This window comes from Pelatocladus sp. (genome assembly GCF_059505505.1).
Genome location: NZ_JCACKS010000047.1, coordinates 1 through 15,423 on the forward strand (window position 1 = coordinate 1; position 15,423 = coordinate 15,423).

13 protein-coding genes are annotated in these 15,423 nt (G+C 40.2%); 8 read left to right on the forward strand and 5 right to left on the reverse strand.

Annotated features, from left to right (window positions below; all coding sequences use genetic code 11):
- Positions 1 to 175 precede the first annotated feature (175 nt).
- The 4 genes from AC5JMK_RS04980 to AC5JMK_RS04995 all read left to right on the forward strand — a co-directional run bounded on the left by AC5JMK_RS04980 (position 176) and on the right by AC5JMK_RS04995 (position 4,527).
- On the forward strand, positions 176 to 949 hold the full coding sequence (locus tag AC5JMK_RS04980; RefSeq protein WP_096674153.1) for a class II glutamine amidotransferase: 774 nt from the start codon (positions 176 to 178) through the stop codon (positions 947 to 949).
- 258 nt (positions 950 to 1,207) lie between these two features.
- Positions 1,208 to 2,290 (forward strand): serine hydrolase domain-containing protein, encoded by a 1,083-nt coding sequence (locus AC5JMK_RS04985; protein WP_495909516.1) that lies wholly within the window; start codon positions 1,208 to 1,210, stop codon positions 2,288 to 2,290.
- Positions 2,291 to 2,409: 119 nt separating this feature from the next.
- Positions 2,410 to 3,063, forward strand: a complete 654-nt coding sequence (locus AC5JMK_RS04990; RefSeq protein WP_495909517.1) for a hypothetical protein — start codon at positions 2,410 to 2,412, stop codon at positions 3,061 to 3,063.
- A gap of 78 nt (positions 3,064 to 3,141) precedes the next feature.
- Positions 3,142 to 4,527: a four-carbon acid sugar kinase family protein gene (locus AC5JMK_RS04995; protein ID WP_495909518.1), complete on the forward strand. Its 1,386-nt coding sequence runs from the start codon at positions 3,142 to 3,144 to the stop codon at positions 4,525 to 4,527.
- Between the two features lie 505 nt (positions 4,528 to 5,032).
- Here AC5JMK_RS04995 and AC5JMK_RS05000 read toward each other — a convergent pair.
- Entirely contained in the window at positions 5,033 to 6,370 is a 1,338-nt protein-coding gene (locus AC5JMK_RS05000) for a S8 family peptidase (RefSeq protein ID WP_495909519.1), read from the reverse strand.
- Between the two features lie 858 nt (positions 6,371 to 7,228).
- Here AC5JMK_RS05000 and minC point away from each other — a divergent pair.
- Genes minC through minE form a run of 3 tightly spaced genes read left to right on the forward strand, consistent with a single transcriptional unit; the run spans position 7,229 to position 9,543 of the window.
- A complete protein-coding gene (gene minC, locus AC5JMK_RS05005) occupies positions 7,229 to 8,320 on the forward strand; it encodes a septum site-determining protein MinC (protein ID WP_495909520.1) in 1,092 nt (363 codons plus the stop codon).
- A gap of 49 nt (positions 8,321 to 8,369) precedes the next feature.
- Positions 8,370 to 9,176: a septum site-determining protein MinD gene (gene minD / locus AC5JMK_RS05010; protein ID WP_016862393.1), complete on the forward strand. Its 807-nt coding sequence runs from the start codon at positions 8,370 to 8,372 to the stop codon at positions 9,174 to 9,176.
- A gap of 31 nt (positions 9,177 to 9,207) precedes the next feature.
- Complete coding sequence (minE, locus tag AC5JMK_RS05015) at positions 9,208 to 9,543, forward strand: cell division topological specificity factor MinE (RefSeq protein WP_096674169.1); 336 nt, start codon at positions 9,208 to 9,210, stop codon at positions 9,541 to 9,543.
- A gap of 254 nt (positions 9,544 to 9,797) precedes the next feature.
- Here the strand turns inward: minE and AC5JMK_RS05020 are convergent, their stop codons facing one another.
- From AC5JMK_RS05020 to AC5JMK_RS05035, 4 genes are all read right to left on the reverse strand, one after another.
- Entirely contained in the window at positions 9,798 to 10,988 is a 1,191-nt protein-coding gene (locus tag AC5JMK_RS05020; protein ID WP_495909521.1) for a GspE/PulE/PilB domain-containing protein, read from the reverse strand.
- Positions 10,989 to 11,256: 268 nt separating this feature from the next.
- Entirely contained in the window at positions 11,257 to 12,441 is a 1,185-nt protein-coding gene (locus AC5JMK_RS05025; protein WP_096674173.1) for a HetZ-related protein 2, read from the reverse strand.
- Between the two features lie 781 nt (positions 12,442 to 13,222).
- Entirely contained in the window at positions 13,223 to 13,573 is a 351-nt protein-coding gene (locus AC5JMK_RS05030) for a carbon dioxide-concentrating mechanism protein CcmK (RefSeq protein WP_096674175.1), read from the reverse strand.
- A 136-nt stretch (positions 13,574 to 13,709) separates the two neighbouring features.
- Positions 13,710 to 14,027: a carbon dioxide-concentrating mechanism protein CcmK gene (locus AC5JMK_RS05035; RefSeq protein ID WP_096674178.1), complete on the reverse strand. Its 318-nt coding sequence runs from the start codon at positions 14,025 to 14,027 to the stop codon at positions 13,710 to 13,712.
- 280 nt (positions 14,028 to 14,307) lie between these two features.
- Between AC5JMK_RS05035 and AC5JMK_RS05040 the strand changes: the two genes are divergently transcribed.
- Complete coding sequence (locus AC5JMK_RS05040; protein ID WP_495909522.1) at positions 14,308 to 15,216, forward strand: alpha/beta fold hydrolase; 909 nt, start codon at positions 14,308 to 14,310, stop codon at positions 15,214 to 15,216.
- Positions 15,217 to 15,423 lie beyond the last annotated feature (207 nt).

Consider the following 15,423-nt stretch of genomic DNA (forward strand, 5'->3'; position numbering starts at 1 on the left):
CCCCGTAGCAACATCAGTTTAGAATCCCCCGTGTTTCAACCGGGGGAGATGTCAAAGATTATTCCCATTTTTTTATTTTGCTCCAATCAATGGGAGAAAGTAAGAAAAGCTTCAGATTTAGCCCCGGCAGTTTGCATTATCCTATTCTCAAACAGGTTGAGTCCACAAATACGCCATGTGTCAACTGCTAGGAATGAATTGCAATACTCCCACAGATATTTGCTTTTCTTTTGAAGGCTTTGCGGCACGGGGGGGAAAAACTGATGATCACCGCGATGGTTGGGGTATTGCTTTTTTTGAGGGTAAAGGATGTCGAATGTTCATTGATGCCAAACCCTCGATAAATTCTGCCATAGCAGAATTAGTCCGATGCTATCCGATTCACTCCACCCATGTAATCGCCCATATTCGCAAAGCAACTCAAGGTGAAATTATTCTCGAAAATTGCCATCCCTTTCGTCGGGAACTGTGGGGACGATATTGGGTATTTGCTCACAATGGTGATTTACTAGAATTCAATCCTACGGGTATGCAATATTATCAACCTGTAGGCAATACTGACAGTGAAAAAGCTTTTTGCTTGATTTTAGAAACCATACGTCAAAGTTTTCCTGAAGGTAGACCCTCTCTGGAAAAAATATATCCTGTCTTGAGAGATATAACTGATCAAATTTCGACAAAGGGTGTTTTTAATTACTTGTTATCAGATGGCGAATACTTTTTTACTCACTGTTCTACAAAACTTTGCTATATAGTCAGACAAGCCCCCTTTGCTGCTGCTCACCTGATTGATCAAGACGTGACAGTAGATTTTAGTGAATTGACAACTCCAAGCGATCGCGTTGCTGTGATTGCTACGACTCCTCTCACCGACAACGAAGTTTGGACACCCATCAAACCGGGGGAATTGCTAGTATTTCAAGATGGTTTACCTTTGAAGTTAAGTTAGTCCTCTACTCGCGCACGACAATTAAAGACTTGTCATATCATGTCCAATTAATCATTTTATATTCCCACTGCGATCGCAAGATGATCTGTTCTCTTTCCAATATCTAAAACAGTCTGTCCAAAACTAACCTGCGAAGACTCTTTGCAACACACCAAAATCTTTTGTCAGTCTGCTCAAGCGAATTTTTGTGGGCGATCGCGACGTAACTCTACCATAGAAACTAGAAACTGAACTGCTCTGTATTATAGGTATTTTACTGTGGAGCAAGACCTTCGAGAGCAACTCAAATTAATTGTCGGACAGTCCCTCAGTGAATCTCAGACTCCTGGTGCTGCGATCGCTATACGTATCAATGGTCAGGCTTTTCTTGAAACAGGCATTGGCTATCAAGATCACGAACATCAGGTATCACTGCCCACAGATGCTAATTTCTACATCTACAGTATCACTAAAACTTTGATCGCAACGGCATCGCTGCACCTGGTTGGCGAAGGATTTCTTGAACTGGATGCGCCTGTGCAAAATTATTTGACTGATTTTCCGCTAGATCTCTCTGTCACACTTCGCCAACTTTTAAGTCATACTAGCGGATTACCAGATTACGGTGGTGTACCTGCATATTCTGAGGCTATCAAAGCAAATCCCAGTTATCCTTGGTCAACAGAAGCATTTCTTGACCTTGCCTACAGGCAAGGACTACAATTTGTACCGGGTAAAGGATGGGCATATTCAAACATCGGCTATTTGTTACTCAAATGTATTCTTGAGAAAACAACAGGTTTATCGATACAGAAGCTCTTAAATAAAATTATTTTCAGTCCTCTGTCTTTGAAAAAAACCTTTGTTCCAACAACTTTATACGATGTTGATGAACTTACGCCAGGATATACCGCTTTTTTCAGTGGAGATCAACTGCAAGATATGACCCGCATTTACCATCCAGCGTGGGTCGCGCATAGTGTCGTGATCTCAACTGCACCAGAACTTGCAAAAATTATAGACGCGCTGTTTACAGGTCAAATCCTTGATCTGTCACTCGTTGAGCAAATGTCTCGCCCCATTCACAACCTCGGAAAGTATAAGTTATTTGAAAATCTAGGATATGGATTGGGGCTATTTGTAGATACAGAGTCTTCACACGGAAAGGTTAAAGGACATACAGGGGAAGGGCCAGGATATTCAGTCGCTGCATTTCATTTTCCAAGACTGGCGGGTTATGGTACAACAATCGCAGCACTGGTTAATCGAGATAAATCTGATTATGGATTAGCTCTGGTTTATAAAATAGCTGACGTTATTGAAAGTATCCCGGCGATTAGAAATTGTGGCTACACAAACTAAGTCCGAAGACACGGATTAACAAAAATCAAAGGTATCCCGGCGATTTCTAATCGCCTGGTGCAAAATCTCTTTTTACCTTTACCATATATACGCGACTTGCACTGCAAAGGAGTATCTCTGTGCAGCCTGACTTACTAGGCTTGGAAATAACTAAGGGAGAATTGAAACGTTTAACTGGTGTCAAACCAGAAGTTTTCCTCCTACCTTCGATGATGTCTAATCGCCAACAGCGATTTGCATTTCTACTCAAAGAAGTGCGGGAAACATTGCTTTTGATTTTGTTAATTACCGCATTAATTTATGGGTTAATTACTCTGACAATGGGTTCCCAAATTGGCTTAGGAATTATCTTACTAATTGTCGTAGCGATCGCAGTGGTAGTTGGGCGTTGGTTGTGGCGACGTTTTCGTTATCCCAAATCATTAATAATTATTTTAAATGAAGTTGATAAATATCATGCAGGGGTGCAAGCAGTAGATAATCTTGACCAGCAAGCCATCTCAGAAAACCCAGAAAATAATAGTCATGATCGAGAAAATGTTATTTCTGCACTGCAATTGGTGAGAGAAGATTTAGTTCGTGGTTTGAAAATCGAGCGACTATTAAGGGATAATAAAAAATCGCTTACTGAGCAACAAGAGTTGTCTGTCAATAATTTAGCTAATCTCCAAGCTTTGCAAGTTAGCAGTTCAGCAGGGGAATATGCTCAAATTCTCAATCAATTATTACAGATTGACTTAGATGTACAAAGCCAGATAAGAAAATTACAGTAAGTAGTTGGGGACAAATGACGACCCCAACGAGTTAGCTTTATTTATGTTGACTTACTTAGTAGCTCCCTTAATATAAAAATGATCATAAAGCCAAAAATAATCGTCCTTGATGATGATCCAACTGGTTCACAAACAGTCCACAGCTGTTTATTACTTATGCGTTGGGATGTGGATACTTTACGCATGGGATTGCAAGACGATGCACCAATTTTCTTTGTATTAACAAATACTAGAGCCTTACCGCCTGAGTCGGCTGCTTCTGTCACCACAGAAGTTTGTCAGAATTTGCAAGCAGCTTTAGCGGTTGTCCCCTCACCCCCTCCTACTCCCCCGCAAGCGGTGGAGGGACAAGGAAAAGATTTGAATGTCGGGGGGGATATGGGAGGATTTCTGATCGTCAGTCGTTCTGACTCGACTTTGCGAGGACACTACCCAATTGAAACCGATGTGATTGCTGAAGAACTCGGCCCTTTTGATGCTCATTTTCTCGTCCCGGCTTTTTTTGAAGGTGGACGTATTACCCGCGACAGCATACATTATCTAATTGTTGATGGTGTTCCTAAACCTGTGCATGAAACAGAGTTTGCCCGTGATTCTGTTTTTGGCTACCATCACAGTTACTTACCCAAATATGTAGAAGAAAAAACACAAGGACGGATTCATGCAGACTCCGTAAAAAGATTTTTACTTGCAGATATTCGTAATGGCAGTTTAGAAGCCTTGATGAGCCTGAGTGGTAATCAGTGCTGTGTTGTAGATGGAGAAACTCAAGCGGATTTAGATCGTTTTGCTCAAGATGTTTTAGCAGCAGCAAGTCAAGGTAAACGCTTTTTATTTCGCAGTGCTGCCAGTATTTTAACAGCTTTGGCTGCTTTACCTGAGCAAGCGATCGCACCGGAAAATATGGCTGAGTATGTACGCAATGGCAAACCAGGGGCTGTGATTGTGGGTTCTCATGTCAAAAAAACAACTCAGCAGCTAGAAGCACTACTACAAGCAGAAGGTACATTCGGGGTTGAAGTTGAAGTGGCGCGTTTATTGGATGATGTCGATCAATCTGCCACATTGTTAAGCGAAGTCCTCGAAAATGTTCACACTGCTTATGCAAGCGGCAAAACACCAGTAGTTTACACTAGTCGCCAAGAACTTACTTTTAAAGATGTGAATACACGGTTAAAATTTGGGGCTAAAGTTTCCCGTTTATTGATGGATGTTGTCCGAGGTTTGCCAGCAGATTTAGGATTTTTAATTAGTAAAGGTGGTATAACTTCTAACGATGTCTTGAGTACAGGATTAGCCTTGACTTCAGCCCGATTACTCGGTCAAATCTTACCCGGTTGTTCAATGGTACGGACTCCAGCTGACCATCCGCAGTTTCCAAATTTGCCAGTTGTCCTATTTCCAGGTAATGTTGGTGATGCTAATGGCTTGGCAACTGTATTTCAAAGGTTGAGTCAAGAGTAAATACCCCCAAGGACGCACTGGCTTGGCTACACAAACCAAGTCCCTATGCGCGGACTAACCCAAAATCAAGAGTTTTAAACCCACGTAGGTGGGTTTTGTATGTATAGCTGCGACTTCTAGTCGCCAGGTGCAAGATATCAGTTCAAACGGACTCAAACACTTTCCTAGTCAGATTTATCTGACTTTAGCTATTAGCCAATAAATTTATTTATTGGCGGGATGAAAAGCTGATGCAAAATATGAGAAACTAAACTTTTGTGATTCGTAAACTAACTTTTGCGACTCGCAAACTAGCTTTTGCAACTCGCACACGAAGCTTTTACAACTCGTAAACTAACTTTTGTGATTCGCAAACTAGCTTTTGCAACTCGCAAACTAGCTTTTGCAACTCGCAAACGAAGCTTTTGCAACTCGCAAACGAAGCTTTTGCAACTCGTAAACTAACTTTTGCAACTCGTAAACTAGCTTTTGCAACTCGTAAACTAGCTTTTGCAACTCGTCATTTTCAAAGACGAATACGAGATTTTGTAATGCCGTTTTTAGGATCAGTTATGGAGACGCCTGTGTTTTGAAAATTTGTCAGAGTATCGGCTACAGTAGCTGATGGGTTCTTCTGCTTATAAACAGCCCACGCTCCTGTGACATGGGGAGCAGCCATCGAAGTTCCGTAGAAGTTACTGTAACTACCACCCGGAATCGAAGAGTAAATTGCTTCTCCTGGAGCCAAAAGAGATAGAAATGAAGCACTGTTAGAATAACTCGATACTTCATCAACAGCACCGACAGAACTACCATCTTTGGTAGAACCGACACTAATTGCTGATGAGATGCAACCAGGGAAACTCAGACCATTAGTGCTACCGTTATTTCCAGCAGCAATCACAGTAGCAATTCCAACAGAGCTAAGATTATCGATGATTGCTTTGAGGTCTTTACTGGTTGTATCACAGTTACTCGTATAGTTACCTTCTCCTAAGCTCATATTAACTGCTGCAATTGTGAAGTTGGAACGGAGATTGTAAACCTGTTCTAGACCTCGTATTTGATCACTCAAATAACTCAAGACACAGGGTGATGGATTTGGATCGCACTGGCTAGCAGAATTAAACCGAGAGAAGATTTGAATAGCAATGATTTTAGCGTCTTTGGCAACCCCAGAAAAGTTAGGGCCTTTACCCGCAGCGATTCCAGCCACATGAGTACCATGGTTACAGTCATTAATACTAGTGGCGCAATTAACTGCGGAGCCACTACCTACCTGTTGAAGCGATCCATTTGGGCATAAACTTGCACTTTGGTAGGCTGAATCAGTTGTTGAGTAACAAGCTTCTGAAACCACCTTACCTGCTAAAAAAGGATGGCTGGAGTCTACACCTGTATCTAAAATAGCAACTGTTTGCCCTGCACCTGTATATCCACTTTCCCAAACTTTATTAGCTCTAGTCACAGAAATACTTTCTGTCAGCGTCGTTGGTATAGCTATGTCTTCTTGAATACTAACGATGTTGGGATCAAATTGAAGAAGTGCCAAAGATCGAGCGTTGAGCTGGGCAGCAAAATAAGGAATTGTCTTAAACTTGGTGATGGCAGTGGGATTATAAGCTGAAAGTTTGGTCAAGACAACATTTTGTATTTGAGCGATCGCTGTTCTTTGACTCGGAACTAAAGTTGTTGCTAGCCTGCCTTCAGGTATAAAATTTGCTTTTAAACCAATGATGACTCTGACTTTGCCGTATTTGTTTGCTTTAGAAATTAGGTGATCAAGCTCTGGAGGATTGGTTTGTCCCAAGCTATCAGCAGGAGGGCTGATCTGAGCATGAGCCGGAGCTACCAGCGTTTTCAAGCTTACAAGAACTATAGATAAAGATGAAAAACAGGAAAAGTATAATAAACATGAGTGGATTGTTGAACCTAATCTCATTACTTATAATCCTTGTTGGACAAAAAATCCTTTGAAACCAGGAACTTATATTATTGGAATTTGGACAAAAAGTGAACTGCTAGTGCAACTCATAAAATAAAAATTACCATTATAAGCTGTCTTAATTCGTATTTAAGCGGAGGAACAAGAGGCTTTTGTTAAATAAATTTACACATATTTTCTACAGTTTCACTATAAAGTCTGATACATTCGACGACCAGACAAGAAAAGCCCATAAGCTTTCTGCCCATAACAAAGGGATTTATTTATATCAAGAATTTTGGGAAATGAGATGTTTTTCCCTTTTCCCTTGGTAGCATCCCAAATGTTCAAAAAACCCGCCTGCGATTGAAATCGCTTAAAGCAGACTACTTGATTTTATGAAGTCGTCTTGAGACGACTTGTGCTATTGGCTAACGGTTTAAACCCAAGCGCGGTATATTGAAAAAATTGGGATGCTCCCTTTCCCTTGAAGGCAGACAGAGGTGTTGCGGATGAACCAGTTTTGCAAATAATTCTGTAGAAATCGCGTTGTACAATTGTTGGAGCCACGATTTCAGTAGTTTGTTTCAAATCGTGCTTCCAAATTCTTAAGAGAATTTGTGCTAAATTCTTATACCAAGCCAGGGTAAACATCTATCATTTATATGAGCTTCTGAAGACAGGAATTTGTTCTGTCTGACTTGTGTTTGATAATTTACAACTTTCAACAACTCAGTATCAAAGACAAATAATTTAAGATTGTTAATTGCTCAGTTTTTCTCTTTAGGCTAGTGTTGCATGACTTCTGATTCTGCTATGCCCGATCTCAAGTCACATTCTGCTGTTGATGATGCAGAATCAATCTCCAGCCTTTCTGATATAGAGGTAAAGTTTACTGTTTCTGATCAAGATCAAGATACTGTTACAGAGACTGATTCTGTTGTTGATGATACGGAGTCCACTTCTATACTTCCAGAAGCGGAGATCAATTCTGTTCTGCTGTATTTAAAGTCCAATTCTGTCTCCGGTGAACTGGAATCAAATTCTGCTGTTGCTAGTGTAGAGTCTGATACAGTTGTGGATGCACAATTGCATGTTGACCTCTTGCATAAAGAGTTGCCTAAATCACCTCCAGCAGAAAATGGGGTCAAGAAGAATATCCAAATTCAGATGAAAACAGAGGAGGGAAAATTCTTATTAATTTTGCCCACAGAATCCCAACTGTCTGGTTCGGAACGAAATTGGAATGATCTTTGGCAACAATTAAAGGTACGACTTCATGGTAGCGATCGCTTGACCGCACCGAATACACCTGTGCATTTAGTAGCAAGCGATCGGCTTTTAGATGCAAGACAACTGCAACAACTCGCCGAATCTTTGAGCCAAGCGCAAATGCAACTGAAATCGGTTGCTACCAGTCGTCGCCAAACTGCGATCGCAGCAGTTACTGCTGGCTACTCTGTTGAACAAATACAACGAGAAAATATCCTTGCTTCTAATTCTAAAGTCAGCAACAAACCCTCAAAAGATGCTCTTTATCTAGAGATGACAGTGCGCTCAGGTGTAGAAATTCGCCACCCTGGAAGTGTCATTATCTTAGGAGATGTAAATCCAGGTGGTATCGTAGTTGCAGATGGTGATATTCTCGTGTGGGGTCGTCTCCGAGGAATTGCTCATGCTGGTGCTGGGGGTAATCGTGAGTGTCTGATTATGGCCTTGCAAATGGAACCAACCCAATTGCGGATCGCAGATGCTGTTGCTAGAGCGCCAGAAAAATCACCGATGCAATTTTATCCCGAAGTGGCATACGTGACACCACGAGGAATTCGTATCGGTAGGGCTAGTGATTTTTCTAAGACCCTATTTAATCGGATCAACCAAGAGCCATAAAGCTCTATTGTTATATATTTACAGAAACATCATCGAGCGCGTTTTTGTCATGACTCGCATTATTGTGATTAGCTCCGGTAAGGGAGGCGTGGGTAAAACCACTTGTACAGCCAATTTAGGCATGGCTTTAGCAAAAATAGGGCGTCAAGTAGCATTAGTTGATGCAGATTTTGGCTTGAGAAATCTAGATTTGTTGCTAGGACTAGAAAATCGCATTGTTTATACGGCGGTAGAAGTTTTAGCTAGGGAGTGTCGCCTCGAACAAGCATTGGTAAAAGACAAGCGTCAACCAAACTTAGTCTTGTTACCTGCGGCCCAGAACCGTACAAAAGATGCAGTCACTCCTGATCAGATGAAACTATTGGTAAATGCACTGGCACAAAAGTATCAATATGTGATTATTGATAGTCCCGCAGGTATTGAAATGGGGTTTAAAAATGCGATCGCCCCAGCCAAAGAAGCATTAATTGTTACTACACCTGAAATTGCTTCTGTCCGAGATGCTGATCGCGTCGTCGGGTTATTAGAAGCACAAGGTGTCAAACGCATTCATTTAATAATTAACCGGATCAAACCCGCAATGGTACGGGCAAATGATATGATGTCTGTGCATGATGTTCAGGAACTTCTGGCAATTCCTCTAATTGGGGTGATCCCGGATGATGAGCGCGTTATAGTCTCTACCAATCGCGGCGAACCTTTAGTATTAGCAGAAACTCCCTCTTTAGCGGCTACCGCATTCGATAACATTGCTCGCAGATTGGAAGGTGAAACCGTCGAATTTCTTGAACTCGACTCACCCAACGACAGCATCTTCTCTCGTCTCAGAAGATTGTTGTGGACAAAAATAATTTGATGTTTTCTCCATCTGTCCATACTTAGCAGCAATGATCATTGAACTTCTAGAACGATTATTTACTCGTAATTCTGACGTTAACAGTCGCAACCAAGTTAAGCGTCGCCTACAATTAGTAATTGCTCACGACCGCGCTGATTTAAGCCCCCAAATGATCGAAAAAATGCGGCAAGAAATATTGGATATTGTTTGTCGCTATGTCGAAATCGAAACCGAGGGTTTAGAGTTTTCTTTAGAAAGCAATCAGCGAACAAGCGCTTTAATCGCCAATGTTCCTATACGTCGGGTTAAAGAAGAATCTACAGAAAATAATGAGAATAAAGAAAATAAAGAAAAGAATGAATTGGAAAGTAGTGAGATTACATAGTTATTCGCATTTTTATTAAGTAGTCGATAAAAAGATATTAGTTAAATTCAAGGTGTGCTACAGCATTCCTAAATTTTTAGTTAACAACAAGATCCCCGACTTTTACCCGGAGGGTAAAAGTCGGGGATCTTGAGTGTGAATTTTTACAAATACAAATAATTTATGACTGCTAAGTACTTAGGCAAAAATATTTATGCTCTGGTGAGTCAATTTGATTTAGCTCTAACGCTTGCGATTGCGTCGTTACGCTCCGCTCATTTTGTCGGTGGTTCTGAGTTTTCGATAGTGAGTTTCTTAATATGCTGATCTAAATTTTGCAACAGGTTATTGAGAGCATTGAAAGACTCTATCTGACTAGAGTTAACATTGCGGCTAACTAATATTCTCTCTTGTAATTCATGCAATTTATAGCTAAGTTGTTGAGAGATACTTAAGGCATCACGACTAAGACGGGTTAACTGTTGTTGTTGATAAAATTTTAACGCTGCTCCTCGTAGTACCTGAAGGGTAGCTTCTTCACCGTACATACCTGGCATAACTCGCAAGCGTAATAATAAACGATCTTGTTGATATAGACATTCTCTCTCGACTTGTTTCGGTTCTGCAAGCGTGATTACAGGAAGAGAACCAAATCTTTTCAACTCATTCATGACTCCTTGAAAAACGGATAGAGGTACTTTCTCTAATACTGATTGCAAAACTCCATTTTCACTCCACAGAATTCTGCCTGTGTAAGGTAGTCTTTCTAAATACAACCGACCAATTCCTCCTGCTAAAACCCTACCCAATAATTCTTCTAATAATTTTTTTGGTGGTAAGGTTAACAGTGTTTCTACAGGAGAGAATTCTTCTGCCGTTGGGACTGATAAAATCGGTAAGTTTCCTGTGGTTACAACATGATAATTCCCTTGTTCTGTTTGTTTTGCTTCTGTTGTATGGGGATTTGTAACGACTACAGGATGAGACATACTATTTGCTTGTGGGTTAGGCAAAGAATCTAATTCTAGGAGAGTATTTTCAGTTTGAGTCAAGTTTGAATTCGTTGGTGGTTGGGGAGTGGATGTTGATTGCTGTTCTGGCTGTTCTTGGGTTGCTGAGTGAGATGTATTTTTGTAGTTTAGGTATGATGAAAGTATTTTGCGGTGAATATCGCCTGTAATATTTTTAAGTACTAATGTACAGTTGATGTAAGACAAGATACGATGAACGTAATCTAATGCCGCATTATCTTCTTGATTGACCATACCTAACAACAAGCTGTTATCTTCCATTTTCAATGGCACAACTTGATGGTATAGGCAAGCTTCAAAGGACAGAAAATTCTCGATCAGCTGGAATACTTGCTCGCGTTCTATTCCTTGCTTACATAGTATTTGTGTATCGGATTGTACTTTTTGCTGATCGCTAAACTCTGTATTGGTTGATTTGTCCTTTGAAGACAACATAGGCTTAGATTGCTTGATATTTGTATATCCTATTCTGCCCAGAAACTTTTTGGCAGTAAACACATCATGATATTTAGATAAATAAAAGTTAAATTAGCTACAAATAAGCCTAAACTTAATCTGGATTCAATATCGGTAACAATTAGCAGTAAATGGCTAGCAGTTGGTAGTCGTTTATTGCTTATCGTTGGGAGTAACTAACCCTACAGTCATATAGTAGTGGGGAAACTCCCTATTATGCAATTAACAACCAACAATCCTGCATACCCTACTCTTCGCTTCTCAAGGTCTGAGCTATCAAGTAGACTTTAGTCCATTCACCCATTGCTTGATGGGTTTTGAGTTTTAATTTTTTCGCTATATCTTCTATACTATTGCCTGCTCGTCGTAGTTCTAGAACCTGTCGCTGAGTCGGGGTCAATTTTTCATGAAATTGCTGAAGTTGGTTTGGTGTCAGTCCCAGATTATGCTCTTTTAATGATGTTTGTAGCCAGGATTCGACTAGTTCTGGTTTGTCTTTGAGAGCAAAAACACGCACCGCGTGGTAGCTAACTTTTTCTCGCAACCGATAAATTACATTGATTGGCTTACCTAATTTTTTGGCGATCGCATCTTGGGATTGACCTTGTAAGTATAGCCGTAACCAATCTACTGCTTCTTGTCCCAGATTTTCTAATAAGTAATTTTCAAATTCGTCCTTGACAGAATGTCGCAGGGTTTGTTGTTCTTCTTGTTCTTGTGCTTCTTGATATTCTGCGATCGCTTGGGTGTCTACTAAGTTTACTCGATTATCGCTGTCGTCAGCGAGGATCTCTTCTGAGACTAGCCTCACCGTATCACCACCAGGTACTTGGGTTAAGCCACCACGTTGGGTACGACGTAAAAAATTTACAAATCTATAAACTAGTAGAGGTTGATTACGTACTGGTCGCAGGCAATATTCTTCTACACTGGCAAATAGCAGAGCGCTCCGTAAGCGAGGATCGGTTGTAAATTCCGAGATCAAAGCCATTTGCTGTTGCATGTAGTTATCGCTTTGCAGCAGTTCTTGAATGACTTCTTGCAATACATCCAAAACTGAGCGTTGGCGATCGCGACTTAAAGCCACCCATGTCTGAATTTTATTTCGTAATGTGACTAGACTTCCCAAGCGAGTCAGTAAATTCTTATAAGCAGCTTCTCGTCCTTTACCCAAATAACGCTGATTTAAAATCTTCCAGCGATACTCCATTGCTTGTTTAAGAATATCTGATTGTTTTGGATCTTCAAATCGCTGTTGATTGCTGCCTAATAGCCAGCGAACAATGCTTTCTTTACTCGCTGTGGGTTGTTGTGGACACTCAACTTCCAGCCGTTTACGCCAAAATTGTGCTACCTTATCCGCTTCAGAAGCCATAGTGAGATTGCGCTCCCCGAAACCCTGTTTTAAAGTTTGCTGCATCACAACCTCCATTTTTTACCTCACTCAACTTTTTGACTGGTAGTTGCTCCCAATAGCATGATGTCCTGATTGAACATCTACGTGGTTCTACTTTTATTACGTTTTGCCTCACTGGTTTTATGCAGTTACTTCTGCTTTTTCATAATATTTTCATTTTCATATTCTCGGAAATCCTGCTCTTTTGGCAATTTCCCCCGTCACTCGAATATTTAATTTTTGTAAACTCCACTTATTTCTCAATTCAGACATCATGCTGATAAATGCTTATTTAAAGACTAGAACTTAGCCTTCTTTAGCCTTATTTAACATTGGCAACCATATTTGCTCTAATGCCTAGACGTAGTTTTTGCTCATTTAGTTTCACTCCTGTGGAGTATACTCTAGTATTTTTAAGGTACGAAAAATTTTACTTTATTGAAAAACCAAAAAATATGTATTTTTAGCAACTAAATATCTAGTAAAAATACATAAATACAGTAAAAGCAGCATGACCTTATCGCTCAAAATAATTTGAGAGAAAATACCATACAAAATTATTCTGAAAAAGCGATCAAAAGTTTCATAGTACCCTCTAGGGTACTTTTAATTGAATGGTCAAAACTTAAAACTACTGAATGTCTTTATAAAAATTTTGAACTTTTGTAGCGCTACATAGAACTATGCATTAACCATAAAATTAGTCAATAGCAAAGTCAACAGTAATCAGAACTCGGACTGTAGACTGTTGACTCTAGATGTTGAACTGTGAAGTACCCCCACCTTGTACCAGTAAAAGTTGCTTTACATCTATAAATTAAAGATTACTACGTCTGGATATAATGGGATTTTCCACAGCTAATCTATACTCCTCGACTTCTTCTGTATAGCCTATTGGTAGAACAGCTTCGACGTTTTCGTGAGGACGAGGGATAATGACCCAGGTTTCTAGGACACCGCCGTAAACGTTCTCTACTGCTTCTACACCAGCAGCGATCGCAGTTTTCACTTCTTGAATATCACCTCGCACATTCACAGTAAAGCGAGCGCTACCAGCTCTTATATAACCTACGAGAGTGACTCGACCTGCTTTCACCATCGCATCTGCCGCAGCTAATACGGCAGGAAAACCCTTAGTTTCAATTGATCCAACTGCCTGTAGTGGCATTGGTTGTCTCCTATATCAGTAAAAGTATGTGGCGCTACCAACTAATTGTACGAAGGTTCATACATATTTTATAGAGTTAAATCTATCATCTTTATTATTCCAACTAATAAGTAAACTGGATAATTTGGGAACTTATTCAGAAAATACGAAATGGCTCTGATTTTCTGGTGAAATGTATGGGTAGAACAGATTCTACATTTTCTGGTGGGTTGGGAACAATATAATGAGTAATCAGCTGACCACCATCACCTTGAGCCTGATCGCAGGCTTCTATACCTGCTGCAACTGCTCTTTTTACTTCAGCAACCTGTCCTCGCACCGCGACTAAAAAACGAGCGCTTTCTGCTAAACCATAGTATACAAGGGTAACTTCAGCAGTTTTGACCATTGCGTCTGCTGCTGCTAATACAGGGGGAAAACCTAAAGTTTCGATCACTCCAACCGCTAATGGCATGGCTCGACTCTCCAAATGTTTGGGCAGATGTGATATTTATTCTACGATGTTGGGGGAGTTGGGAAGATAAGGGGACAAGGGAGTGTGGGGAGAATTATTTAACAAGTCTTTTCCCAATGACCAATGACCAATGACCAACAACAGTTGTAGTTTTCTTATGATATGTTTAGAAATTGTAATGAAGTTTATGACTGGAGACTAAAAAATTAAGCAGATTCTTTCCTGGTTCCCAGTCTCCAGTCTACGATCGCTTGGAATTTGACATGAATTGGAGGTGGAGATGATTCAGTCTGAGTCCCAATCAGGGATTGAAATTGCTGCAATTAGGCAGCTTACAGAATCTACCTCTATTACTCTGGCTGAAAGTATCAAACAGATAGCGATCGCCACTCCCTTAAGTTCCCAACCTATTCTCACAACTTATGTGCAAAGTGGTACTGCTGGAACACCGTTACTCTTAATTCACGGCTTCGATAGTTCTGTGTTGGAATATCGTCGTTTGTTCCCATTATTGGCAGAAAAACATCAAACTTGGGCAGTAGATTTGTTAGGTTTTGGGTTTACAGATCGACCCGCACTAATCAAGTTTGGTACAGCAGAAATAAAAACTCATCTTTATCATTTCTGGAAAACCTTGATTGATCAACCGATAATTTTGGTTGGTGCTTCTATGGGTGGTGCGACGGCGATTGATTTTACACTCACCTATCCAGAAATAGTCAAAAAATTAGTATTAATTGATAGTGCTGGTTTGATAGGTAGTTCACCGTTAGCTAAATATATGTTTCCACCGTTAGATTATTTAGCAGCTCAATTTTTGCGTAATCCTAAAGTACGTCAAAGTATTAGTCGTGCTGCATATAAAAATAAAAGCCTAGCTACGATAGATGCTCAGTTGTGTACAGCTTTACATTTAGAATGTCCCAATTGGCAACAAGCTTTAATTGCGTTTACTAAAAGTGGTGGTTACACTGCTTTTAGATTTAAAAAACTCGGAGAAATTCAGCCCTCAACACTAATTTTATGGGGTGATTCTGATCGAATTTTAGGTACTAAAGATGCTCAAAGATTTAACAGGGCTATTCCTAATAGTAAGTTAATTTGGATTCAAGATTGTGGTCATATCCCTCATTTAGAGCAACCGCAAGTTACTGCACAGCATATTTTAGAATTTAGTAATCAAATATAGAAATTCGGTTTGACTTATTAACTTACTCGTGAAGACTCTTGACAGGAAAGTTTTAACAGAAAGTTTAATAAGTTTTTAAACGCAGGTTATACCAATTCTCTGTAAAGCTGCACATTATTTTAACCCCTCCCAACCTCCCCTTACCAAGGGGAGGTGTACACATAAGTCAAAATTTTTCATGTTGAAACTGTATCCCGCCTAGAACTA